This window comes from Candidatus Saccharimonadales bacterium (genome assembly GCA_035945435.1).
Taxonomy (GTDB): Bacteria; Patescibacteriota; Saccharimonadia; order Saccharimonadales; family DASZAF01; genus DASZAF01.
Window position 1 is genome coordinate 13,339 of record DASZAF010000022.1, and the last position, 20,452, is coordinate 33,790.

Annotated in this window: 22 protein-coding genes and 5 tRNA genes; 17 read left to right on the top strand and 10 right to left on the bottom strand. The window is 50.7% G+C overall.

The annotated features are described in order from the left end of the window. Window positions 1-2 precede the first annotated feature (2 nt). Complete coding sequence (locus VGS28_02850; protein HEV2412722.1) at window positions 3-248, bottom strand: hypothetical protein; 246 nt, start codon at window positions 246-248, stop codon at window positions 3-5. A gap of 87 nt (window positions 249-335) precedes the next feature. On the opposite strand from VGS28_02850, the gene VGS28_02855 reads away from it, so the two are divergent. The 4 genes from VGS28_02855 to VGS28_02870 all read left to right on the top strand — a co-directional run bounded on the left by VGS28_02855 (window position 336) and on the right by VGS28_02870 (window position 1,865). Continuing rightward, window positions 336-410, top strand: a tRNA-Gly gene (locus VGS28_02855). A 9-nt stretch (window positions 411-419) separates the two neighbouring features. Next, window positions 420-496 (top strand) — tRNA-Arg (locus tag VGS28_02860). Between the two features lie 8 nt (window positions 497-504). Continuing rightward, a complete protein-coding gene (locus VGS28_02865) occupies window positions 505-1,728 on the top strand; it encodes a cellulase family glycosylhydrolase (GenBank protein HEV2412723.1) in 1,224 nt (407 codons plus the stop codon). Window positions 1,729-1,789: 61 nt separating this feature from the next. Continuing rightward, a tRNA-His gene (locus VGS28_02870) sits at window positions 1,790-1,865 on the top strand. A gap of 33 nt (window positions 1,866-1,898) precedes the next feature. Here VGS28_02870 and VGS28_02875 read toward each other — a convergent pair. Then, window positions 1,899-2,030: a hypothetical protein gene (locus VGS28_02875; protein ID HEV2412724.1), complete on the bottom strand. Its 132-nt coding sequence runs from the start codon at window positions 2,028-2,030 to the stop codon at window positions 1,899-1,901. Between the two features lie 46 nt (window positions 2,031-2,076). Continuing rightward, the gene (locus VGS28_02880; GenBank protein ID HEV2412725.1) at window positions 2,077-3,603 is read right to left on the bottom strand and encodes a UDP-N-acetylglucosamine 1-carboxyvinyltransferase; all 1,527 of its coding nucleotides are present in this window, start codon (window positions 3,601-3,603) and stop codon (window positions 2,077-2,079) included. A 139-nt stretch (window positions 3,604-3,742) separates the two neighbouring features. Between VGS28_02880 and glyA the strand changes: the two genes are divergently transcribed. Next, window positions 3,743-5,029, top strand: coding sequence for a serine hydroxymethyltransferase (gene glyA / locus VGS28_02885; GenBank protein ID HEV2412726.1), 1,287 nt, complete (start codon window positions 3,743-3,745; stop codon window positions 5,027-5,029). On the opposite strand, the gene murB is transcribed toward glyA, so the two are convergent. Next, window positions 5,026-6,045: a UDP-N-acetylmuramate dehydrogenase gene (gene murB, locus VGS28_02890; GenBank protein HEV2412727.1), complete on the bottom strand. Its 1,020-nt coding sequence runs from the start codon at window positions 6,043-6,045 to the stop codon at window positions 5,026-5,028. The genes glyA and murB overlap by 4 nt on opposite strands. Window positions 6,046-6,074: 29 nt before the next feature. Here murB and VGS28_02895 point away from each other — a divergent pair. From VGS28_02895 to VGS28_02920, 6 genes are all read left to right on the top strand, one after another. After that, window positions 6,075-6,150 (top strand) — tRNA-Arg (locus VGS28_02895). A 497-nt stretch (window positions 6,151-6,647) separates the two neighbouring features. Further along, window positions 6,648-8,732, top strand: coding sequence for a hypothetical protein (locus VGS28_02900; GenBank protein HEV2412728.1), 2,085 nt, complete (start codon window positions 6,648-6,650; stop codon window positions 8,730-8,732). A gap of 67 nt (window positions 8,733-8,799) precedes the next feature. Beyond that, entirely contained in the window at window positions 8,800-9,339 is a 540-nt protein-coding gene (locus VGS28_02905; protein ID HEV2412729.1) for an NUDIX hydrolase, read from the top strand. A 50-nt stretch (window positions 9,340-9,389) separates the two neighbouring features. Continuing rightward, window positions 9,390-9,806 carry an NUDIX domain-containing protein gene (locus VGS28_02910; GenBank protein ID HEV2412730.1) on the top strand — a complete coding sequence of 139 codons (417 nt, stop codon included), beginning with the start codon at window positions 9,390-9,392 and terminating at the stop codon, window positions 9,804-9,806. Between the two features lie 136 nt (window positions 9,807-9,942). Beyond that, window positions 9,943-10,869, top strand: coding sequence for a hypothetical protein (locus VGS28_02915; GenBank protein HEV2412731.1), 927 nt, complete (start codon window positions 9,943-9,945; stop codon window positions 10,867-10,869). Window positions 10,870-10,885: 16 nt separating this feature from the next. Next, window positions 10,886-11,341 (top strand): NUDIX hydrolase, encoded by a 456-nt coding sequence (locus VGS28_02920; protein HEV2412732.1) that lies wholly within the window; start codon window positions 10,886-10,888, stop codon window positions 11,339-11,341. A 9-nt stretch (window positions 11,342-11,350) separates the two neighbouring features. On the opposite strand, the gene VGS28_02925 is transcribed toward VGS28_02920, so the two are convergent. After that, window positions 11,351-11,740, bottom strand: coding sequence for a VOC family protein (locus tag VGS28_02925; protein HEV2412733.1), 390 nt, complete (start codon window positions 11,738-11,740; stop codon window positions 11,351-11,353). 107 nt (window positions 11,741-11,847) lie between these two features. On the opposite strand from VGS28_02925, the gene VGS28_02930 reads away from it, so the two are divergent. Further along, on the top strand, window positions 11,848-11,979 hold the full coding sequence (locus tag VGS28_02930; protein HEV2412734.1) for a hypothetical protein: 132 nt from the start codon (window positions 11,848-11,850) through the stop codon (window positions 11,977-11,979). Window positions 11,980-12,006: 27 nt separating this feature from the next. Next, window positions 12,007-12,372, top strand: coding sequence for a hypothetical protein (locus VGS28_02935; protein HEV2412735.1), 366 nt, complete (start codon window positions 12,007-12,009; stop codon window positions 12,370-12,372). Here the strand turns inward: VGS28_02935 and VGS28_02940 are convergent. Then, window positions 12,362-12,694, bottom strand: coding sequence for a hypothetical protein (locus VGS28_02940; GenBank protein ID HEV2412736.1), 333 nt, complete (start codon window positions 12,692-12,694; stop codon window positions 12,362-12,364). The two genes, VGS28_02935 and VGS28_02940, sit on opposite strands and share 11 nt — an antisense overlap. A gap of 33 nt (window positions 12,695-12,727) precedes the next feature. On the opposite strand from VGS28_02940, the gene VGS28_02945 reads away from it, so the two are divergent. Further along, on the top strand, window positions 12,728-12,973 hold the full coding sequence (locus VGS28_02945; GenBank protein HEV2412737.1) for a hypothetical protein: 246 nt from the start codon (window positions 12,728-12,730) through the stop codon (window positions 12,971-12,973). Between the two features lies 1 nt (window position 12,974). Here the strand turns inward: VGS28_02945 and VGS28_02950 are convergent, their stop codons facing one another. Both VGS28_02950 and VGS28_02955 read right to left on the bottom strand, forming a co-directional pair. Then, window positions 12,975-16,490 (bottom strand): N,N-dimethylformamidase beta subunit family domain-containing protein, encoded by a 3,516-nt coding sequence (locus VGS28_02950; protein HEV2412738.1) that lies wholly within the window; start codon window positions 16,488-16,490, stop codon window positions 12,975-12,977. 19 nt (window positions 16,491-16,509) lie between these two features. Beyond that, window positions 16,510-17,124 carry a hypothetical protein gene (locus tag VGS28_02955; GenBank protein HEV2412739.1) on the bottom strand — a complete coding sequence of 205 codons (615 nt, stop codon included), beginning with the start codon at window positions 17,122-17,124 and terminating at the stop codon, window positions 16,510-16,512. A gap of 110 nt (window positions 17,125-17,234) precedes the next feature. Between VGS28_02955 and VGS28_02960 the strand changes: the two genes are divergently transcribed. The 3 genes from VGS28_02960 (at window position 17,235) to VGS28_02970 (ending at window position 19,187) form a co-directional block, all read left to right on the top strand. Then, window positions 17,235-17,681, top strand: a complete 447-nt coding sequence (locus VGS28_02960; protein ID HEV2412740.1) for a DUF805 domain-containing protein — start codon at window positions 17,235-17,237, stop codon at window positions 17,679-17,681. 44 nt (window positions 17,682-17,725) lie between these two features. Further along, window positions 17,726-17,802, top strand: a tRNA-Arg gene (locus VGS28_02965). Window positions 17,803-17,807: 5 nt separating this feature from the next. Then, the gene (locus VGS28_02970) at window positions 17,808-19,187 is read left to right on the top strand and encodes a hypothetical protein (protein HEV2412741.1); all 1,380 of its coding nucleotides are present in this window, start codon (window positions 17,808-17,810) and stop codon (window positions 19,185-19,187) included. A gap of 58 nt (window positions 19,188-19,245) precedes the next feature. On the opposite strand, the gene VGS28_02975 is transcribed toward VGS28_02970, so the two are convergent. Together VGS28_02975 and VGS28_02980 are read right to left on the bottom strand one after the other, a co-directional pair. Further along, on the bottom strand, window positions 19,246-19,881 hold the full coding sequence (locus VGS28_02975; protein HEV2412742.1) for a hypothetical protein: 636 nt from the start codon (window positions 19,879-19,881) through the stop codon (window positions 19,246-19,248). A gap of 49 nt (window positions 19,882-19,930) precedes the next feature. Continuing rightward, window positions 19,931-20,440 carry a hypothetical protein gene (locus VGS28_02980; protein ID HEV2412743.1) on the bottom strand — a complete coding sequence of 170 codons (510 nt, stop codon included), beginning with the start codon at window positions 20,438-20,440 and terminating at the stop codon, window positions 19,931-19,933. Between the last annotated feature and the right edge of the window lie 12 nt (window positions 20,441-20,452).

A 20,452-nucleotide genomic window follows, 5' to 3' on the forward strand; every position in this document is an offset into this window, starting at 1 on the left:
CCTTAGGGTCGCTCTTCCTGAGTCCTGCCAGCTTCGGGCTGGGCCAAAGTGCTTCGCAGCTCCTGGCATCTCAGTCTTGCAGCGTAGCCGATTGCCATACCCGGTGGGACAATCATAGGCGGCCAGTCACTATCAAGGACTGCAAGGCTTAGTTGTGTAATTCGCCGGAGTCCTCGGCGCCATCCGCCATGTTGTGGTGCCATATCTATGTGTACTTGAGGGTCTCGTTCGTTACGTTCGCCTGGCATGTCCGTCCTTTAAAACTATAGTCATATACAGTGTGTATTGTGTCAATGTATCAGGGGTAATTGTGGTAGAATAAAACCGTGCTGTACGCGGGTATGGTATAGCGGCTATTATGCCACTCTTCCAAAGTGGCGAGGAGAGTTCGACTCTCTCTACCCGCACCACGCACACATGCCCCGGTAGCTCAGTTGGATAGAGCAGGAGACTTCTAAGCTCAAGGTCGGGGGTTCGAATCCCTCCCGGGGTACCAGACGATGTATGCCTCGATTTGATAATCTGAAAAAAAACGCCCGACGGATTGTTCGGCCTCGTTCCCCACGGCAAGTCGTTTCGTCAGTCGTAAAGCGTCGTGGTGGTAAGTGGCAGCTTTATGTCGCCCTCATTGTTCTGATCGCGATTCTCGGTCTAGCAGGTTACCAGCTTTACGTTTGGTTGGCGGCACCAAGCGTACAAAGCACCAGTAGTTGTGATAAAGCACGCGGGCCATTCGTCGAAAAGGGGACTGAAATACTGCAGAGTGACGGCAAAGTATACACGCCATATGGTATCACCATCTCCGGGCTTTCAAGTGCCGACTACCAGCGTTACACCGTGTACGATGATTCCGAGATAATCGCTACCGCCGATAACTGGTGCAGTAACACTGTTCGATTTCAAGTAGCTCAAGATAATTTGGTTGGCCCGACAGGGGATACATACTCAAGCGCTTTCATGAACGCCATCAATAGCGAGGTTAAACTTGCCGAGAAGCTTGGGCTTGTAGTCGTCCTCAATGCCCAGACTGAAACCGTTGGCCATGAGACTGGACCAACTCAGGCCACCGTTCGGTTCTGGGATGACATCGTTAACCTTTATGGTAAGGACCCACGGGTTGTTCTCGATCTCTTCAACGAACCAAGGATCTACTCTGCAAACGGCCCGCTTGTTGGTAACCCGGGTCGTGTATGGCAGCTGTGGCAGGATGGTGGCACCTACCATGGGGTCACCTACGTCGGTATGCAGACCCTGCTGAGTAATGTACGATCAGAGGGCGCTACCAATCTGGTTTGGGTAGAGGGCCCGTATGCAGATACAAGCCTGTCCGGCGTAGACTCGCATCTGCTCACCGGCGGTCCGCTGATGTACTCGATCCACCATCCGTACGGCCCGCATAACGCTGCGACTTGGAATGCCGACTTCGGTTTTCTCGTCAATAGGCATATCGCGCCCGTGGTAGTGGGTGAGTGGACCAACTACGCCTCGACAAGGAACGAATGCTGGCCCGATGCGAGGACGGCCATCCCGAGCTTTCTTGATTATCTAGCCGATGAGAACATCGGGTTGAACGCTTGGAGTCTCCACCCTGGTGTACTGATTGCCTCACCGAGCTTTACAAGCCCTACCCATATTCGAGCTAACTACGCCTGTAAAAACAGCCTAGACCAAGGTGCTGGTTTCCAGCTCTTCTACTGGTTCCGAGAACTCAATAGCACTACCACATAACAGGCTAACGGGGGTAGCTCTCGACCTCGAAAGATGATATAGTGGCCAACGTCGATACATGGCGGACGTAGCTCAGTTGGCAGAGCGTCGGGTTGTGGTCCCGAATGTCGTGGGTTCGAATCCCATCGTTCGCCCCAATAAGCAGATCAAAGCGGCCTGATGGCCGCTCTTTATTTTGGTAAATGCTTGCTGGCCTCGGTTGAGAGCAGGGCGACGAAGCCTATCGCAAATATGAAGAAGAGGGCATACGCCATATCGCGCGCATTCTCCTTCATCAGCTTCTGCCCAAACATAGTCTCCATACTAATATATTCTATATCAGATAGATGAGAGTTGACTGATCTCTATCTAGATGTCGCGAAGAACTTCGATACTGGCGCCTAACTTATTGAGACGGTTGGCCAAGTCTTCGTAGCCTCTGCTAATAGAGTAGACGTTTCGAAGGACGGATATACCGTCAGCTGCAAGCATGCCTATCAGAATAAGAACAGCTGGCCTCAAGGCTGGCGGGCAGATGACCTCTGCCGGTCGCCAATGGGTCGGCCCGATGACGTACGCTCGGTGGACGTCGACAAGGTTTACCCGGGCGTTGAGCTTGTTGAGCTCGGTATAGTAGATGGCCCGGTTGTCGTACACCCAGTCGTGTATAAGTGTCCGGCCGTGGGCTGTTGCAGCAATGGGGACGAAATACGGCAGGCTATCAATATTCATGGTCGGGTCGTCGTGTGCTTCGATCTTATCCTCTGGAGCCACTAACTTCGGGGATTCTAGGCACTGGATATCAACGAGATCAGTTATCTTGTTGGCGGCTTTGTAGCGCTTGGAGAGTTTATACTTAAAGCCCATCTTGGCCATCTTCATAAGCTCAAGATCGATAAAGTCGATCGGGACCCTCTCGATGGTGATGGGTGAGTTGGTCGTTGCCGCAATGCTCAGGAACGTAACTGCCTCGATCGGGTCTTCGCTTGGCCAGTATTCAACATTCTTATTGATCTCTTTAACGCCATGGATTCGCAAGGTATAGGTGCCAATACCTTCGATCTTAACCCCGAGTTTCTCGAGGAAGTGACAGACATCGTGGATCATGTAGTTGGAGCCGACCCGGCGGAGTGTACTGACCCCTGGAGTAAGGGCTGCGGCAAAGATGGCGTTCTCTGTCGCCGTATTACCTGGTTCGATCATAACAACAGGTTCAGTCGGTCTCTTCGGGTGGCTTGTGCACCTGTACCAGCCAGTTACAGTGTTAACGCTAAGGCCGAATTCTTCGAGGGCATATAGATGCGGCTGAATAGTTCTTTCACCGAGCTTACAGCCGCCGGCAAAGGGCAGCTCGAACTCACGCTTGAGATGCATAAGCGGTCCCATGCACATAATCACACTTCGTGTCTTACGGCCGGCTTCTGCGTCCATATTCTCTAGTTTGAGACGAGCCGGGGGTGTTATCTCGAGATCGTTCTCTTCATTCAGCCAGCGGACCCTAACACCGATACTTGTAAAGACCTCGATCATCCGGTTGACCTCTTCGATGCGTGGCATCCGGCGCAGCGTGGTCGTGCCTTTGTTCAGCAGGCTGGCGCAGAGCAGTCCCATGGCGGCATTCTTGGAGGTCTTGACGGAAATCGTGCCTCCCAGCTTTTTACCGCCTTCGATTCGGAAGTTGACATTACCCTGGCTGTGCAGGCTGACAATCTCGCGGTCAAGGACGTCGCTAATACGGGCTAGCATCTCCATGCTGAGGTTCTGACCCCCGTTTTCGATGCGGTTAACGGCACTCTGGCTGGTACCAAGAGAGGTCGCCAACTCCTTCTGAGTCATGCCCTTCTCGTGTCGAAGGGTCGCGATAAGATGACCAATCTTTTGGCGGTATTCGTACATCTCACGAAATGATATATCATGTTTGATATATGCGCAAGTTATTATCGCTTCTCTTGACGTTATCTTATACAATGGAGGTATGTTGTAAAAAGTCGTTCATACTGTCTCCGAAAATTCATCTAATAGAGAACTATTCATTATGAACGATAAACAAGTCAGCGACCTCATAAAGGCCGAGGAAGAGCGCGAGCGCAGCGGTCTTGAACTTATTCCTTCCGAAAACTACGTCAGCCGTGATGTTCTTGAGGCAGATGGCAGTATCTTTACCAATAAATACTCCGAAGGCTACGTCGGTAAACGATACTACGGCGGTCAGACCTATACTGATCAAATCGAACAACTGGCGATCGACCGCGTTAAAGGTCTCTTTGACGCCGATCACGCCAATGTTCAACCTCTCTCAGGCGCTCAGGCTAACGAGGCTGCCGAACACGCCTGGATGGAACCTGGAGACACAATCCTGGGCATGGACCTCTCACATGGAGGCCACCTGACTCACGGTCACCCGATCACGGTGCTAGCCAAACTCTTCAACTTTGTTCGCTACGGGATGAAGGATACTGAAACAGGCGAGATAGACTATGATCTGCTCAGAGAGCTGGCTCACAAGCATAAGCCCAAGATGATCTTAGCCGGCTACTCTTCATACCCTCGTGAGTTTGACTATGATAAGTTTTCAGCGATTGCTGAAGAAGTCGGGGCGGTAGCGTGGGCTGACATTGCTCATATTGCCGGCCTCGTCGCAGCCGGTCTGCTCGAGAATCCCTTTCACCATGGCTTCCACATGATCTCTTCAACAACTCACAAGACACTTCGCGGACCTCGTGGCGGTATCATACTCACCAAAGGGACTATCAATAACCCACTTAGGGCTCCGGAAAAGATAATCGAAAATCTGCCGACTCTCGTCGATAGGTCTGTCTTTCCAGGTGTCCAGGGCGGTCCGCATATGCATATTATCGCCGCGAAAGCGGTGGCCTTTCATGAAGCATCGCAACCTGAATTTAAGGCCTATGCCGAGCAGGTTCTCAAAAATGCTCAACGCCTGGCCGATGAACTCATGAAACGTGGCTTCAAGTTGGTTACTAACGGGACTGATAATCACCTCGTCCTGGTTGACGTTATGTCGAGCTTTAATATTCACGGTGGTGAAGCCGAGGCAGCACTTGATTTGATCGGCCTCAATCTTAATAAGAACGTTATACCGGACGACCCGCTGCCCCCATACCGCCCAAGCGGTATCCGGCTCGGTACGCCAGCCATTACTACTCGGGGCCTTAAAGAAGATGATATGGCTCTCATTGCCGAGTGGATGTTAAAAGGCATCAAAGCGCGTAATGACCTCGAAGCATTAAAGAGGCTCAATGCCGAAGTCGAAGAATTCTCACGGAAATTCCCTCTGCCGAGTGACAGACGAGTTAGTTAAAGTAGTTCTGGTTCCTGTTCAAGAACGACTCCGAATTTGGCTTTAACTTTGGCGACTATCTCATCTTTGAACTTTTCAAGATCCCCGTAACTCTTGGCTGAAACGTTAACGAAGACAAGGGCGTTGTGCTCGTAGATTTTAAAGCCGTGAGCTTCGTAGCCCTTGAGTCCTGTCTTATCTATGAGCCAGGCGGCAGGTATTTTGACCAATCCCTCTTTGGTCGGATATGAAGGAAGATCAGGATAGTCTTTTAGAAGTTTCTCGAACTCTTCGTGGAGAATTCTGGGATTCTTGAAAAACGAACCACTATTGGCAAGGTGTTTCGGGTCTGGCAAGGTCTTCTCGCGGATAGCGCTCACTGCATCTCGGATAGCCTGCGGTGTGTATGTCGTTATGTTCTTTTCGTCGAGATACCGCTGCAAGCTACCATAGAAAGGTGGCTTCGGGTTACCCTTTTTCAGTGTCAGAGTGATGCTGGTGATGATATAGTGGCGACCCTGCATGGCTTTAAAGATACTGTTACGGTAGCTGAAGTGGCAGTCAGCGCCAGTCAACGTAACGAAGTCGGAGGTATCGAGATCGTACGCTTCAAGTTCATCGAAAACATCTGCGATCTCAACTCCGTATGCGCCAACATTTTGAACAGGTGTACCGCCTGCGGTACCGGGTATCTTGGAGAGAAATTCGAGACCGGTCAGCCCCATCTCAACGGTCTTCTTAACGACATCGTCCCAGTGTTCTCCTGACCCGACCTGGATGGTCGTCGTCTCATCGTTATCGTCGAGTACTTTAAAGCCAGGGATACGATTAATGATGACCATTCCCTTGAAACCCTCGTCGCGAACGACGATATTGGAACCTTCGCCAAGAACCAAAATGGGCAAGCTCTTACCGTGTGCTTCGGCAACCGCTTCTTCGAGTTCGTCTTTTGAGTTGATAGTGACAAGTGCGTGTGCGGGGCCACCGAGCTTCATAGTGGTATGGCTTTTTAAATTCGTATCTGTTTTGATATCCATACTTCGCCTATTATACTAGTAAAATTCGCGCGCCTGTAGCTCAGTGGATAGAGCGTTGGTTTCCGGAACCAAAGGTCGTAGGTTCGAATCCTATCAGGCGTACCATAAGCATTTTGACCACAGCCCATCCAACTACTCGTAGCCGACTTCGATTTCTCGCTTCTCAGCAAGTTCCACCAATCTTACACGTTGCCCAACGATATGTAAGCCAGGTTGAGACCCCAGTATCCCATCGACAGCATGCTCGCCCAGAGACCTTGCGAAGTTCCTAGCCTCTTCATCGTTCCCAGCATCAGAGTACAGAACTCGTACTGTCACTTCCGCCGCATACAGTTTTGTAGGATCCTCTTCGTTAAGTCCGGGCAATTGAGGACTAGGCATACAGAGATCATATAGGGAAAGGTTTAGCAAATCCATCCTCAAGAGCCAAATACCAGTCAATTAACTCTTGCTCGAGAAGGTTCCATTGAGGTAAAGTCAGCGGTACCAAGTTGCTATTTTAGTTTTGTCTCTTCGTTTGTATGATCTGTCACACTTGTTGAGACGGGACGTCTATCCTATACTAACCATAACCACTCTGGGTAATGTGGGAGTTTGTATATATGGCTAGACTGCCGGTAGTAGGAGGAGATTCAGGTAATTGGGGAAGCATCCTCAATGACTATCTATCAGTCTCCTTAAACGGTGACGGAACTATCCAATCTGCAGCGGTAGTCCAAGCCGGGGCCGTAACCAGCGTCAACAGTAAATTACCGACTAACGGCTCTGTCACTTTAGCCGCCAGTGACGTTGGTGCTTTGACCCAAAGCACTGCTGACAGTAGATACTTACAAGTGGGTGGGGATATTGGCGGCACAACATCCAGCCCCACTGTCGCAAAACTTAATGGCGTCAGTATTTCTGGAACACCAAGCAGTGGCCAAACGCTAACCGCGACTAGTGGTACTTCGGCTTCTTGGCAGACTGGGGCGTATGTACAATATGCCACTGGTCTTGTTGCAGATCATGGGAAAACTGACAATCAACCAACACTACAGGCTGCTCTGAACGCCCTGAATACGGCTGGTGGTGGGACTTTACGGATACCCGCTGCCACAAGCAGTTACGGTCTCAAATCTGATCTTACTGTTCCAGCGGGTGTGACCCTGTTTCTTGAAGGTGTTGGGCCCTGGAAAAACCCCGGTTCGTCCGTCCCTGCCGTTGGTTCACTAACGTGCGCTACGCTTAGCCCCGCTCAGGGCGCGACGTTTACCAATGGCATGATTGTGCTCGGCGGAAAAGGTGCCACTATCAGAGGCGGCATGTTTCTAGGCTATGGCCCCACGAATAGTGGTACGGCCCCAAATGCGTTTCGCACAATCTACCGTAACGCTCTCGGCACGCGCATAAGAGAGACGTTTATATGGGGCGCTTCAGTTATCTGTATCGATGACCCAGGGCAACAGGTAGCCCAAGATTCTGGGATTGAAGGGATAGTAATCTCAAACAACCTCATCACTCCTTCCGTCATCCAGCAGACGGTGTCAAGTGTTGCTGGCAATGTCGTTACCGTTTCTTCCTCAACCGGGATATCAGTTGGGGCGCCTGTCCTTGACTTTACTACCCCTGGCAACATTGCGGGCGGTACGACGGTTACAGGAGTAAATGGCAATCAGATTACACTTAGTATTACTCCTGTTGCAAGTCCATCAGGCAACACGCTCGCCTTTTTTGTTGGGATCGGTGGCCGGATCGCAGCTGACGACAACTGGATGGCTAATAGTCATCCACAGTACGCGACCTGGATCTCAAATTCGGCAGACATACAGTATGCAAATTGCCACTTTTCAGAAGCGGCCAACGCTGCCGTGGCTGTCGCAAATCTCTATCATGGTACCGGTCAAGGAGCAACTTATAGCAACTGTACATTCGACAACGCCTCTAACTCGTCTTCGCCAGCGCACATAGTGCGCGTTCAAGGTCCTTTGACGATCAATGGTGGTCGCTTTCAGCAGAAGGGTGCTACTGGAGGCGGTTTCCCGGTTGTGCAAGAACTCAATCTTGATTCGGCACCCACTACTATTGTAGGCACATCAGTGCCAAACCTCTCTGGGACGGCTCCCTTCTCGGCTCTTATCGCCTACTCGACGGGGTCAAAGTCGGCTGACGTTGTCATAGGTGTTACAACCCAGGGGAATGAAATTACATCTCTGTATACTGGCGGTAACCCAGGTGTCAGCAAAGGTAATATTCTCAATGGGACCGTACAGACTGATATTCCTGCGGCCGGTCTGCCGGCTATTACGTTTGGAACCGTTTCAGACCCAACACCCATCACAGCAACGTCTCAGGTAATGGCTGGGCTTGGCATCACGTATACACCAGTAAACTCAACCAGTCTCTCGATTGAAATCGATGGCGCGATTGGACCAAACACAGCAAATACTACAGTGCAAGTCAGCGGCAGGTATGGAACGGGATCAGTGCCATCAAATAACGGCACTCTTACGGGAACAGCCTTTCCGCAAGGTACTTATACGCTCCAGCCTGCTAGCTTTGGCCAGCATGCATACTTTCGCCAGAAGGCGAAGATCACCGGGCTCTCGATCGGGACCACCTACTGGTTTGACCTTGGCGTCGATACTTTCAACGCCTCAGATGCAGTCGGCCTACACGCAGTAGCCTATAGTGTCATGGAGTGCCAGTAGATAACCTAGCATGTAGAAAACCTCATCATATCCACTCCCCTTACCAACTATCTGGTAAGCTATCGACATGACTCAACTCAAGAAATGGAAAGAGATAAAGCGACAGATTGTATTTAAGAAGTATTCATGGACTATTGAGCAACGTGACTATGAAATGCTGGACGGAGAAATCGTAGATTGGTACATCGCCACTGATAAATCGGGGGTGTGCGTCTTTGCGTTAACAGATGACAACAAAGTAGTTACTGCAAGGATGTATCGACCAGGCCCTAACGCTATTTTTAGAGAGCTACCTGGCGGTAAGATCGAAAATGGCCAAGACCTTAAGAGTGCTGGGATGCATGAGTTGCTCGAGGAGACCGGTTTCACTGGTGAAGTGCAGTGGATAGGTAAATGGTACGAAGATGCGAGGGTTGATAGAACGCGTTACGTCATAGTTGCCACAAACTGCAAAAAGATTGGTGATCAGCAGCTGGATGTGCATGATGAATTTATCGAGATCGAACTGGTAGATATCCCGGAGTTTGTTAAGCAAGTTCGTCGAGGAGAACTAACTGATACGGCTGGGGCTATGCTTGCTCTTGATCATCTAGGTTTACTTAACTGACCGGTACGGCTTAATCTGGGCTAATATCATTCAAGTGCTAATATGGCTTTATGACTAAGAAAGCAGACATACACAAGGCCGGTGGCATCATCATTCGTAATAAGCGACTCCTCGTTGAACGCTCCAAAGATAAAGAGTTCTTTATTGCGCCGGGTGGTTCAGTAGAACCTGGTGAAACGCCTGGACAGGCGCTTGTCCGTGAGCTGAGGGAGGAGTTTCAGATTACCGTCAAGGAGGATGACATCAAGCCCTTCGGGACGTTTTATGCCCAAGCGGCTGGTCAAGAAGATAAAACTGTACAGATGGACGTCTTTACGGTTGGGGAATGGGAAGGTGAGCCGACTCCAGATAATGAAGTAGAAGAGATTAGGTGGATTACCTCGACTCCACCTGAGGATATTAAGGTAGGGTCGATATTCGAACATGAGGTGCTACCCCGTCTCAAAGAGGTTGGGCTGATTGACTAGAATCCATCAAAAGTACCCAAACCTTGTCTAAATAGGCGTACAATTGCCATTGAAGTCGAAGCGGTTTGTCGCTAGGTGATAGGGCTTTGGTGAAATCTCTTTGATTTATTCTATAACTTATGGTTTATTATAGCGAATGACGCATTCTTTAAGAGGTGGCCCAGACAATATTGCGGCCACCAGATTTATTGCTTCCCCGGAAGGCTTCGCATTATTAGAGAGACGTGAGGCATTGCTCGAGGCAGTGGCTCGATTCTCACTGCGAGCGCCAGGCGATCATCCTGAGGATGCTTTTCATCCGAACCAGTTCCCTGGGTGGCGACATGTTTATACGGGCGCATTGACTGATGTTATGGCGTTCGACGGCGTAGACGTGGCCGCCTCAACGTATACCACGGGTAGGGTAAGGTGGCAGCAAGGTTATCCAACCACAAGAACATTTAGGATGCCAAGATGGGATCTGCTTTATGGCCGGGCACATCCGGCTACTGACATGGAGTCCCTCATCCAAAGCCTGCCATCAACACGCCAGAGGCGGGATCCAAGAGTGGATCTGATAGATCAATCACTATGTCTGGCTGCGCTGGGGAGGGAACTTGGGAACAGCGAGCGGGAAGAGCTATTCGTACCTCGACAATGGTTTGCGCTCGAAACATCAGGAGGTGACACTCTGGCAGCGAGTAGGAATATACCGGGATGGTTAACTCTTAGTCAGTGGCTCACGCTACACGGTAGACCTGAGCATAACGCACTTGGGGTCCAGTTTGATGCCGATAGGGTCATTCGAGAAGCGGCTGCAAAAGTTAGGGCTGCCGTAGGTAAATCTGCCTTACGCAATGGCTTGGGTAACCTCTTGGATGGGGATGGTAGGTATTTTGGGGACACGATGATCGTGCCGGAAGATATTAGCAGTCCTCGAGATAGCAGGCTTGGTGTCGTCAGGTTAACGTCGGGCAGACATCATAGGATTAAAGGCAGAGCTATGGGTGCAGCACGTGGGGAGCTATCTGGTGAACAAATTATTACACATCCACCTATCAGAGAATTAGCTCCTCTCATTTAACCCCTGGATTTGTTAGATGAAAAATGAAGAACACCCACTTACTCAAGAAGAATTTGATTTGATCTACTCCAAAGTCCCTCGGCTTGGGGTTGAGATAATCGTTAAAAACAAATCCGGTGGAGTTTATCTCACTAAACGGGCCAGCGGGCCCTGTAAAGGTCTCTGGCACATACCGGGAGGAACCGTTCGTTTTGGAGAACAATTGGTAGATGCGGTTAGGCGAGTCGCTGGTCGCGAGCTAAGGATCGATGTAAAGGGCGCACGGAATTGCGGTTACTTCGAAGTCAAGAGCCACCTAGAGGATAGTACCGACTATCCGGTTGGAATTGTGTTCGAGGTAACTGATTATGCCGGTACACCCAAACCGAATAATGAAGCCAGCGATGCCGGCTGGTTTACGACTGCACCGCGGGGGATGCATGCCGACCATGATACATTTCTCTTCGAGAACGGATATCTTCTGCGACCGTAGAAGGTAACCTTAGGGTTGCAGCAAGCTTACCCGGTTGCCCTCACTGTCGTTAAATGAGACATATTTTCCTACTCCTGGTATATCCATTGGTTTACCGAGGATTTCACCTCCGGCCTTTTTGACGTCTCGCATCGCAGCTTCGATATCTTTTACGGCAATAACAACTGAGGGGACCTGTGCGGGCCAGTCTGGCTTTATCGGGAAGAAGCCTCCATTAATTGTCCCCGGCGCAACTGGTCGCCCGTTCTCGGTCTTCGTCGTCTCGGCTGTTACGTAGTCTCCCATATCCTTGCCCGAATCGTCCATATTCCAGCCAAAAGCTGCCTTATAGAACTTTGCTACACGCTTCGCGTCTTTATATGGCATCTCAAAATGGACTACTGGGTTACTGCTACTCATGGCATACTCCTTATCTTTAACGATTTTCTACTAACCACCACCGTACACCCTAACGATTACTGATAGCAAACAGAAACATAATGTAAATAGAAGATATACTTATACGTATGGCTAATCCTGAGTCGAGCAAAGAGAAAAAACGGTGGGACTTCACCGGGGCAGTGCTCTTACTCGGAGCGCTAGCTATCGGGTTTGGCCTTATGAGTCACGTGCTCCATCTCGGCCCGAATAAGAAATAGGTTGCCCTTTGCGGCTATAATGAATATATGGGTCAATCACAACGAAGAGTCGTTACACGGTTCGGCCATGGGCAGGTCATCCTGGCGGCTATTCTTAGCATTCTCATCACTTCTCTGATCACCTTCTTCTTCCCACGCACAACATCGACAAGTATTACGACCATCCCATGTAACCATGGTATCTACTGTAGCCCTGAACTACAGACTGTACGCACCTCACAGTACGGTTTTCCATTTATCTCACGAGTTCGCCAGGCCCACACGAGCACCGGCCCCGAGAATCAAGTCACCATACGCAGTGCTGATCTGCTCGGTGACTTTCTCACCTGGTTTTTGGCAAGCCTCTTAGTGCTGAGTATAGATGTCGAGGTAGTAAGCAGAGCTACTGATTAGGTGCGGATAGATCCTGGCGTTGCCGATCTATGCGGTCGGCAAGTTGGGCATCTCGGAACATCATCGAGAAAGCTGGGACTGCATAACCAACAGGAATTGCGAGCAGCCCTATGGCTCTGAAGTTACCAGCTAGACCCAGATTACCTTGACCGCTCTCAATGATAGTATTTGCTTTCCAGGCGACAAGAAGACCGGCTGCCGCAACTGCCAGCCCTGCTAGGGCACTCAGGATTACATATCGTGCGGTCAGTTCGTGATTTTGAGTAGCTGTCGTTTCAACTGGTTCACGTCGGACTGGTTTGAGCCCTCTGGTCCGTTCCATGTATCCATTATAGACTATGCTATCCTAGTCAATATGAAGAAGGTGCTTCGTCTCGTAGCCGTCATCTTGTTAGTTGTTGGGCTCGCAGGCACGGCCTATTTCTACTTTCATCAGCAAAAAGTCGGCGGTTGTCTTCGCTGCCCTCCAAACGCTCTCTGTGCTGATCTCTGTTCTATCGTCCAGTATCAGACAAGCAAGTGGATCTACCTAACTGGTGCGATTGGTCTTGTTGGCCTTGCCAGTCTGGTAACACAGTTTATTGTCGAGAAGTCCAAGTAGCTTAACCTATCGGCTGGCCCCAACCGACGAAGTTGACTGTGCCCGAACCTTGGAAGAGGACATCAGCGAAGTAGCAACCACCCTGGAACGTAGTGGTTGGATAGGTCGGGCCGCTGTTGCTTGAGACGTACTTACCATTATGAGTAGTATTGGTCGATTGCGGAGCGGTCAGGGTACCACTTGAGTTTGTCACGCCTGAGTTAGTAAAGAGATTGCTAGTCGAAGGGTAGTAGTCGGATGTCCAAATCGCTATCACATATAGGGTATTGGCGGTGATGCTGATAGGTGAGGAGAAGAGTCCTTGACTCCAACCAGTCTGGTAGTTGCTAAGAGGTGTTGTGGCCAGCTGGGTGCCGGTCGAATCGCTCGTCCAACTATAGAGGATGGCCGTTACGGGCATAGATGGCAGGTTGTCTGGGAAGTACCACCGTGCGCCGTAGATTTTACCGTTACTCGTGGCTTCAAAGACTGTCCCCATTGTATAGGCTGTACCGTCATAGTTAGACGTTGAAGTAACGACAAGTGATGGATCAAAGATCGATTGGTACTGTGTCTTTGAGGTTATGGTCAGGCCGTACTGACTTGGTGAGGCAGCTGACCCAGGGCTGACAAGAGCCGTCGCGTTATTATTAGCGGTCGTACTCAAAATGGCGGGAGGTGAGTTACCGAAGTCAGTCATCAGATTTAATACGGCTTGCTGCATGGCTGGATCGATCGAGGAGTTATAGTTGTCACTTCCATCAGAGAAGTAGCTGATACCCCAAGCATATTGCCACGTGGCGGCACAGAAGACGAGGGCACCTGACGGGGCTTCGTAGATAGTCATGCTATAGAAGATTGTTCCCGCTCCGCCGTAGTTGTGGCCGTAGTAGTCCGAACGTTGGCCGCTGATCTGTATGGCCTGCTTGTTAAGCATGATCATATTGGTCGGTGTCGTCGGCTCTTCCGCTTTGACATAGTCCCACTCAGTCCCAATCGTCCCCCCCATCAGTGTTGTGCCAGGCGAGATGTACATTATGCCCGCAGATGCGTTCGGGTTCCCAAACTGCGCAGTGGCTGAGTACGTATTAAAACCCTGTGTGCTTGCTGCATTGGTATCCATCATCGCGATCGAGGTCCAACTACCCGACGAGTTGGTTGAGTTGTTGGTTTGTACTCGAGACGTTAATCCGGTGCCGGCCGTCCAGCTGGTTGTCTTCTGGGTGCCGTTGGCGTTCACATCGGCGAAGACACAGACAGCCCAACGGTTGCTGCCACCATTACCGACTGATGGGGTAGTGTGAGTTGAACCCCCGCCAGTATCTGCGAACACGCCACTGCCACTGTCCTCCCAAACGGCTCCGCTGTAGACAGTGCAGACCTGAGAGGAGGCAAGGTTGTTGGACCAGTTAAAGAAGTAAGTTGTCGAGCCGGCTTGGGCTGCATAACAGGTGAGCAGTATCGTCACTTGGTTGGCCTCGTTGGGGACCTGATTGAAGATGACTCGAAGTCCGCCGGTGTTAAAGCCTGACGGTTGGCCATCAAACGTGAGGGCGACAAGGACAAGATCACCGGTCTGGGTTGCCGATGGGGTAGAGATGGTCGTGTTGGTGCCTGCCGTCGTCATAAAGTTCGAGCTTGTTCCACGGACAGCTATGCCAGGGTTGGCCGTGACCCGCGTGTTACGCCATATCGGCAGGTTCTTGTAATCGTCTGGTACGGCAATACGCTCGTTGACGTTGGCGTTACCGATGAACCACTGACCAGTCATGCTGTTCTCTGGTCGTCTTTCGGTATTATTGACCCCGCCAACTGTTGTCCTTGGGTCGCGCCACGTTCCAGTGTAACCACCGGGGTCGTACTGCGTGACCCCATCATAACCAGTTGTGGCGTGTGAGTCTTTGTAGCAGATCATCCTACGCTTATTGGTGTCGGCTGGGTCAAAACGAACATGCCAAAGCGAAGTGTTAGAGGTGAAGAACATGACGTTCGTGCCTGAGTCTCGAGCGTCTTCGAAAGCGTCGCGCATATTACTCGACCAATATTCGCTGTGTCCGGATGATATAGCCGTCGTGTACATTGATGGTATGGCCGGGTTTTTCTCGAGATCAATCATGGTGAAGTAGGAAATCTCATAGCCGTTTCCTTCCAAGAAGGCTACGAGTCCACCCTCAGAGTCCCAGTAGAAGGTAGCTGCGTTAGCTCCAATAACACCGATTGGTCTGTCGTACGATACGGCGAAGGCTCGTGCATTTAAGCTCTGGTTCGGCCCCTGGCCATAGAGGCTTCTTCCGGTGTAACCCGCGTAGCCGCCACCTGCGTCGGTCGTTGCTCCCCAGACGTTGTAGGCTTGCCAGGTTGTGTCAGCCATCGTCAGCATTATCCCTTGTGTCTTTGAGGATGGCACAGGCGACTTGACGACAAAGAGACTCTGAAAGAGGTAACCGGTGTTGTCGGAGCGCCGAAGGTTATAGAGATAGACGCCTGGAGTTGCCGTTGCCGGAATGGCCCAAGCGGCGGTTGTTGACCAGCTACAGACCGTTCCACCGTATGAGTCGATCGTCGGGGCAGGCTGGGTGGCCGGGGTCCCATTGAATGTTGTCTGCCAACGGGCACCGAATGTGGTGTAGCCGTAGTAGCCGAGGCGGTAGATCTCAACGTCGAAACCAATATCAGCGGAGTCGACCTTAAAGTTGACGGTGTCTCCCGGATTGTACGAAAGGTTGTCTGTGTAGCCCGAGATCTTGCCACTGACTGCCCCACCGGGGCCAGTAAACCAGGCGCCATTCATTGAGCCGGGGAGTGAGTTTTCGGCGACCGTCGCGTTCGGATATGGATTGGCATAGGTCGGCGTACTGCTCGCTAGATCTTGGTAAGCCCAGACGACTGACTGGTGTTCGGCATTTAAGACCCAGCGTGATGATTTCGAGGTATAGGTGCCACCGGACGCTGACGTTTGGTCTGAGACGCCAATCATGACCCAGAAGAGGCTCTTTGTGGGATCGTTGGTGATGGCAGTATTCATGTACTGCTTACCGAGCGGCTCGAACCCCCAGAACTGGCGTGTCTGGTTACTGATGTTCCCTGAGCTATCGCTCGCTGTGTACATGGCAAATACGACAGTCGGACTAGTCGTGGTGATTGGGGCGATCGTCGCCCATCCGGTGTTGTTATCGATACTGGGGTTACCACCACTGCCACTGTTGGTATTGCCTGTAACGAAGCTGCCGAGTGTCCCTGAGGCAAACTCGTAGATAATGCCCGTAACGTTATCGGCCCCGTTGAGTGTAATCGGGATCGTTGTTGTCCCGCCGTTCGTGTCGACAATATCTTGTGCAGTGACTTCGCGGAGTCCAAGAGAAGTAGTTCTCTTTGTAAAGGTCGTCCCACCTACGCCTAATTTAGCAACAACCGTGGACCCAGCTCCAGATATGATGACCAGTGTCGAACCGGCCGACGTGGCCGGGATAGTAACGTTAAACGACGTGACCGCCGGATCAGGACTGTTGAATGTCGTTTCGTTGAGTAGATGTGCCATGCAAACTTATGGGGTGCGGCTAGTTGGTCGACTTGGTTACGATAATACTGACGGTCAAATCTGATCCTGCGATGGTTGAGCCAACTTGGTCGATGTTAATCGTGAGATAGTCGCCTGCCGCTAGGCTATTTACATCTGGTGCGTTCCCAGGGCCGGTACTATTAGCCCCGATCGCGATAGTTGGACGATTGGCCTGGGTGGTATAGATGGTCGTGCCGTTCTTCATGACATCAAGGATAAGGCTGGTTCCAGTCGGAGCAGTACCCACCGTTGCTCGTGTACCGACAATAGTATAGGCCCCGTCTATAGGCAAGCGCAGCGTGCCTGCTGTAACAAATAGCGCCCCGCTCATTGAGAAGGCGGAGAGCGAGAAGGTCAGGGAGTGTGTGTGCTGGCCGAGAGCAACCGTGGAGACGGTGGTACCGGTCGGTAGTTGGCCGAGTGGCACCTGGCTGCTCGTGTTAAGCGCTGCGTAACCATTAGCAACTCCCTTGTTGCTGGTCATCTCGGCTCCCGCACTGCTCAGACTACTTGGCTGGAGCGTACCGTCACTATTATGAGAGACCTGAAGAAAACCGTTTAGGATAGCCCCCCACGTACCACTGTCTGAACCAGGTATCGGTAGTCGTGCCATATGTCGAGTATAGCTTGTTGGTACAAACCTTACGGTTATTGTATCAAACGTGTGAGCGAAGTCATACGTCTGTGCGTTATCGGGTGACTGATATACTAAGCGCAGTATCTATGGCGGCAATAACTACACCCCGAACAGGTCACAAAAAAGTCGCACAGCGGACGATCTTTACTGGCCGTATTGGACGCCTCCAGTTCTTTCTCGGGTTTATCTATATGTGTGTCCCGCTGTTTGCTTCGATCACGCTTGGTGGCCTGAACCAATTCCTGTTCATTCGCGGGCCCGTATTCACTGGTATCAACGTCATGCTTACTGTCGTGGCATTGAGTGTTATCCTCTTCTTCATCCCCGAGACCCTCTCACTTTATACCCGTCGGCTGCACGATCTTGACTACAGCGGCCTCTTGGCCCTTCTCCTGCTCATACCGCTCTTCGATATCTTCTTTCACTTCTATCTGCAGTTCAAAACCGGTGGCATGCGACCGAACCAGTTTGGAGAGCCGCCAGCAAGAGATAAGAGCGTCTGGGTTGTCTGGGGCTTTAAAGGCTCTAACTGATCACCAACCCCAGGGAGTGTAGTATAATTATCTCTGGTAAATACGCCCCCTTAGCTCAGCGGATTAGAGCGTCTGTCTTCGGAACAGAAGGTCGTAGGTTCGAATCCTGCAGGGGGTACCATAAACATGTTGACGTACCCTAAAAAGATCCATCAACTTACAACTATTGTCAAAGATAGAAAAAGACTTTCCGTACTTATAGCAGTGGTGGTTGTTCTTGTCCTTACTGCAATTATATTTTCAGCAGAATTTGTATTAAAAAATCATCAGGCTATTAAGAAGCCAGCCGTTGCTCTGTCACCCGACATCGTCCCTGGCGAAACCCGTGACTGCAAACCGCGAGGTATAGCCTACTACCGGACGGATAAAACATTAAGTGTCGATCCGACAAATGATCAAATACTATACGTCAATGTAGAAGAAAAAGGGTTATATAAATCTACCGACGGCGGACAGACGTGGCATCAGATTGATAACGGCATAAAAACATATGGCCTTAGCAGTAATCCGTCCAAACCGTGCTACGGAGAGTATTACATTACTGCAATAGACCCAACAAATCACAATCGACTATTGCTTGGCTCCAACGACATTGTAGGTAATTTATCCGACCGTTACGCTCAGACTGGGGGGTTGTACGAAACGCTTGATGCCGGCAAGAGCTGGCATCAACTTATTAATAAGACGATGGACGAATACGTAACATCCTTGGCAATAGATCCCAATCATACATCGACCATCTATTACGGTACGAATTCACAGGCGGTTAGCAACAACGGTGGTCCTACTAAATCCTATGTAACTAAAGGCGTATTTTATAAGACTACTGACGACGGCAAGAGCTGGACTGAGTTGCCCACGGGATTGGAGACAAACACTGGTGGACAATTTATTGCGGTAGATCCTGGTAATAGTCGGCACCTATTTGGCGCTACATTGAGTTTCGGCTACCCTAATGGTAGTAACTCCGGCCGTCAAACGATCGGTCCGCAATTAGGTCCAGTTGAGAGTTTTGACGGAGGACAAACCTGGAACCGTGAAGCAACGCGTTTGCCTGTCGGCTATCAGGCAATAAATGACACAGACATTGCACCAACAAACTTTAATCATGTATTTTTAACTCCCTTTGTAAGTGAAGGCTATGCTGGCAAATCATTTTACTCAATCGATGGTGGCCGGACATATCAGCAGTCGAATATGGTAATGGACACCTTCACGTATGACCCTTCAGATCCGGCAGGCAACCGCATGGTTGGCTATAGCTGGGAAGGATCAAATCAAAAAACGATGTGGTTTAGTAGTGATGCTGGCGCAACCTGGCAAGCATCAGGCACATTACCGGCAGATATCGCCAACTTAAGTGATACTGATACACGCGTATCTAAAATTGTATGGGATGTCCAGCACCCAAATGAGTTGTTTATGTCCGGTGCCGGCGGGTTGGTCTGGCGAAGTAATGACCTCGGTCAGAGCTGGACGAGACTCTTATCATATTCGAATCTATAGGGCTTCGAAGGCAGTTAAGATCCTAGCCTGTTAAGGGTATGTAGTGGATCAGTACCTATTAGTTGTGTGGGGGTGCTTCGGGCGGTAGCACAATGGAACATGCCCCGTCAGGCTGAAGTGACTTTACGATATCCTCTCTCGAGTAATTTACTGTAGAGTTGCGGCCATCAGGATCAATGACGCGTATTGTGCCGCCGTCAGGATCTTCAGGTAACATCAGTATGGCCGTGTGAATTTGGGCGTTCGTTGCAAAGCCAGGCATCATCGCCGCAACCACTGCGTAACCACTATCTATTAAATCTAGGACACTTTTCCCTTCAACAGCATCTCTGAAAAAGTCTATCTCTCTTTTGGAATGTAAGTAACCGCTCTGAACCATACGGCCAATATCTTGAGTCTGGTCAGAGGTGTTCCAAGATACCAACTCAATCCCATGCTTTAATCTAAGATCCGCCGAAAGGCGTGGCCGGATCCAACCCGATTCATCTCGGTCATTCTCATAATCTAGTGCTCCGACAAACTGCGCCGGATCCAACTGGCCAGATGGATATCCTGATAACCTAGCCATGATGTAAAATGCCGTTGGCGTGCAGGCGGTACCTTCAGGAAGGCCTAAGTCACGTTCAATCTGCTGTTGAGAAGGGAACTCAGTAGAATCTTCCAGTCCTGCAGGTGTTTCACGTACTGGAACCATAGCAACAAGTCTATCACATGGCGTATCTGTAAGCCGCAGCCGAGGATGCCTAGGGGTTGGCTAAAACGCTCCACCATGGGAGCCTAGCGACTATATAGTTGTCGAGCGCGAGATAGGCTGGGGTAGCCAGGCGCTCAAGCCCGTAGAGGGCGAAGAAGACCACGGCGTAGATGATGGCCGTGCCGATGTCTGTCGATGAGCTGGTGTACGGTCCACCAAAACCTTCTGCGATTGACCAGATAAGCAGACTGAAGATTGCTGCAAGAAGATATGTGGCGCGTCTGGCAATTCCAAAGACCAAGGCAATAGCGATCAGGCTCTCAACGACTGCTGTCATAGTGGCGAATAAGTGAGGATCATGTCCCAGCAGGTGGGTCCAGAAGTTAAACCAGGGATGGATCCAGCCTGGTTGGCCCTGAGCGGCCGATGTTACTTGGTCTATGAAACCCTTGGCGAAGCCGGGCCGCCATTTGAACGTCGCATCCACGGCCCACATCAGACCAAAGGCAATTCTTAGAATTGTTACGTGACGAGCCAGTCTGGCGCTCTTTGATGCCATGGCTTAAGCATA

What these genes read in the sequence shown, in the direction of transcription:
- VGS28_02970 (HEV2412741.1), top strand. Translation starts at nt 17,808, where the DNA reads ATGTTGACGTACCCTAAAAAGATCCATCAACTTACAACTATTGTCAAA.
- VGS28_02980 (HEV2412743.1), bottom strand. Translation starts at nt 20,440, where the DNA reads ATGGCATCAAAGAGCGCCAGACTGGCTCGTCACGTAACAATTCTAAGA.
- VGS28_02900 (HEV2412728.1), top strand. Translation starts at nt 6,648, where the DNA reads ATGGCTAGACTGCCGGTAGTAGGAGGAGATTCAGGTAATTGGGGAAGC.
- VGS28_02905 (HEV2412729.1), top strand. Translation starts at nt 8,800, where the DNA reads ATGACTCAACTCAAGAAATGGAAAGAGATAAAGCGACAGATTGTATTT.
- VGS28_02935 (HEV2412735.1), top strand. Translation starts at nt 12,007, where the DNA reads ATGGGTCAATCACAACGAAGAGTCGTTACACGGTTCGGCCATGGGCAG.
- VGS28_02955 (HEV2412739.1), bottom strand. Translation starts at nt 17,124, where the DNA reads ATGGCACGACTACCGATACCTGGTTCAGACAGTGGTACGTGGGGGGCT.
- VGS28_02880 (HEV2412725.1), bottom strand. Translation starts at nt 3,603, where the DNA reads ATGTACGAATACCGCCAAAAGATTGGTCATCTTATCGCGACCCTTCGA.
- VGS28_02920 (HEV2412732.1), top strand. Translation starts at nt 10,886, where the DNA reads ATGAAAAATGAAGAACACCCACTTACTCAAGAAGAATTTGATTTGATC.
- VGS28_02930 (HEV2412734.1), top strand. Translation starts at nt 11,848, where the DNA reads ATGGCTAATCCTGAGTCGAGCAAAGAGAAAAAACGGTGGGACTTCACC.
- VGS28_02865 (HEV2412723.1), top strand. Translation starts at nt 505, where the DNA reads ATGCCTCGATTTGATAATCTGAAAAAAAACGCCCGACGGATTGTTCGG.
- VGS28_02950 (HEV2412738.1), bottom strand. Translation starts at nt 16,490, where the DNA reads ATGGCACATCTACTCAACGAAACGACATTCAACAGTCCTGATCCGGCG.
- VGS28_02940 (HEV2412736.1), bottom strand. Translation starts at nt 12,694, where the DNA reads ATGGAACGGACCAGAGGGCTCAAACCAGTCCGACGTGAACCAGTTGAA.
- VGS28_02910 (HEV2412730.1), top strand. Translation starts at nt 9,390, where the DNA reads ATGACTAAGAAAGCAGACATACACAAGGCCGGTGGCATCATCATTCGT.
- VGS28_02945 (HEV2412737.1), top strand. Translation starts at nt 12,728, where the DNA reads ATGAAGAAGGTGCTTCGTCTCGTAGCCGTCATCTTGTTAGTTGTTGGG.
- VGS28_02915 (HEV2412731.1), top strand. Translation starts at nt 9,943, where the DNA reads ATGACGCATTCTTTAAGAGGTGGCCCAGACAATATTGCGGCCACCAGA.
- VGS28_02850 (HEV2412722.1), bottom strand. Translation starts at nt 248, where the DNA reads ATGCCAGGCGAACGTAACGAACGAGACCCTCAAGTACACATAGATATG.
- VGS28_02875 (HEV2412724.1), bottom strand. Translation starts at nt 2,030, where the DNA reads ATGGAGACTATGTTTGGGCAGAAGCTGATGAAGGAGAATGCGCGCGAT.
- glyA (HEV2412726.1), top strand. Translation starts at nt 3,743, where the DNA reads ATGAACGATAAACAAGTCAGCGACCTCATAAAGGCCGAGGAAGAGCGC.
- VGS28_02960 (HEV2412740.1), top strand. Translation starts at nt 17,235, where the DNA reads ATGGCGGCAATAACTACACCCCGAACAGGTCACAAAAAAGTCGCACAG.
- murB (HEV2412727.1), bottom strand. Translation starts at nt 6,045, where the DNA reads ATGGATATCAAAACAGATACGAATTTAAAAAGCCATACCACTATGAAG.
- VGS28_02975 (HEV2412742.1), bottom strand. Translation starts at nt 19,881, where the DNA reads ATGGTTCCAGTACGTGAAACACCTGCAGGACTGGAAGATTCTACTGAG.
- VGS28_02925 (HEV2412733.1), bottom strand. Translation starts at nt 11,740, where the DNA reads ATGAGTAGCAGTAACCCAGTAGTCCATTTTGAGATGCCATATAAAGAC.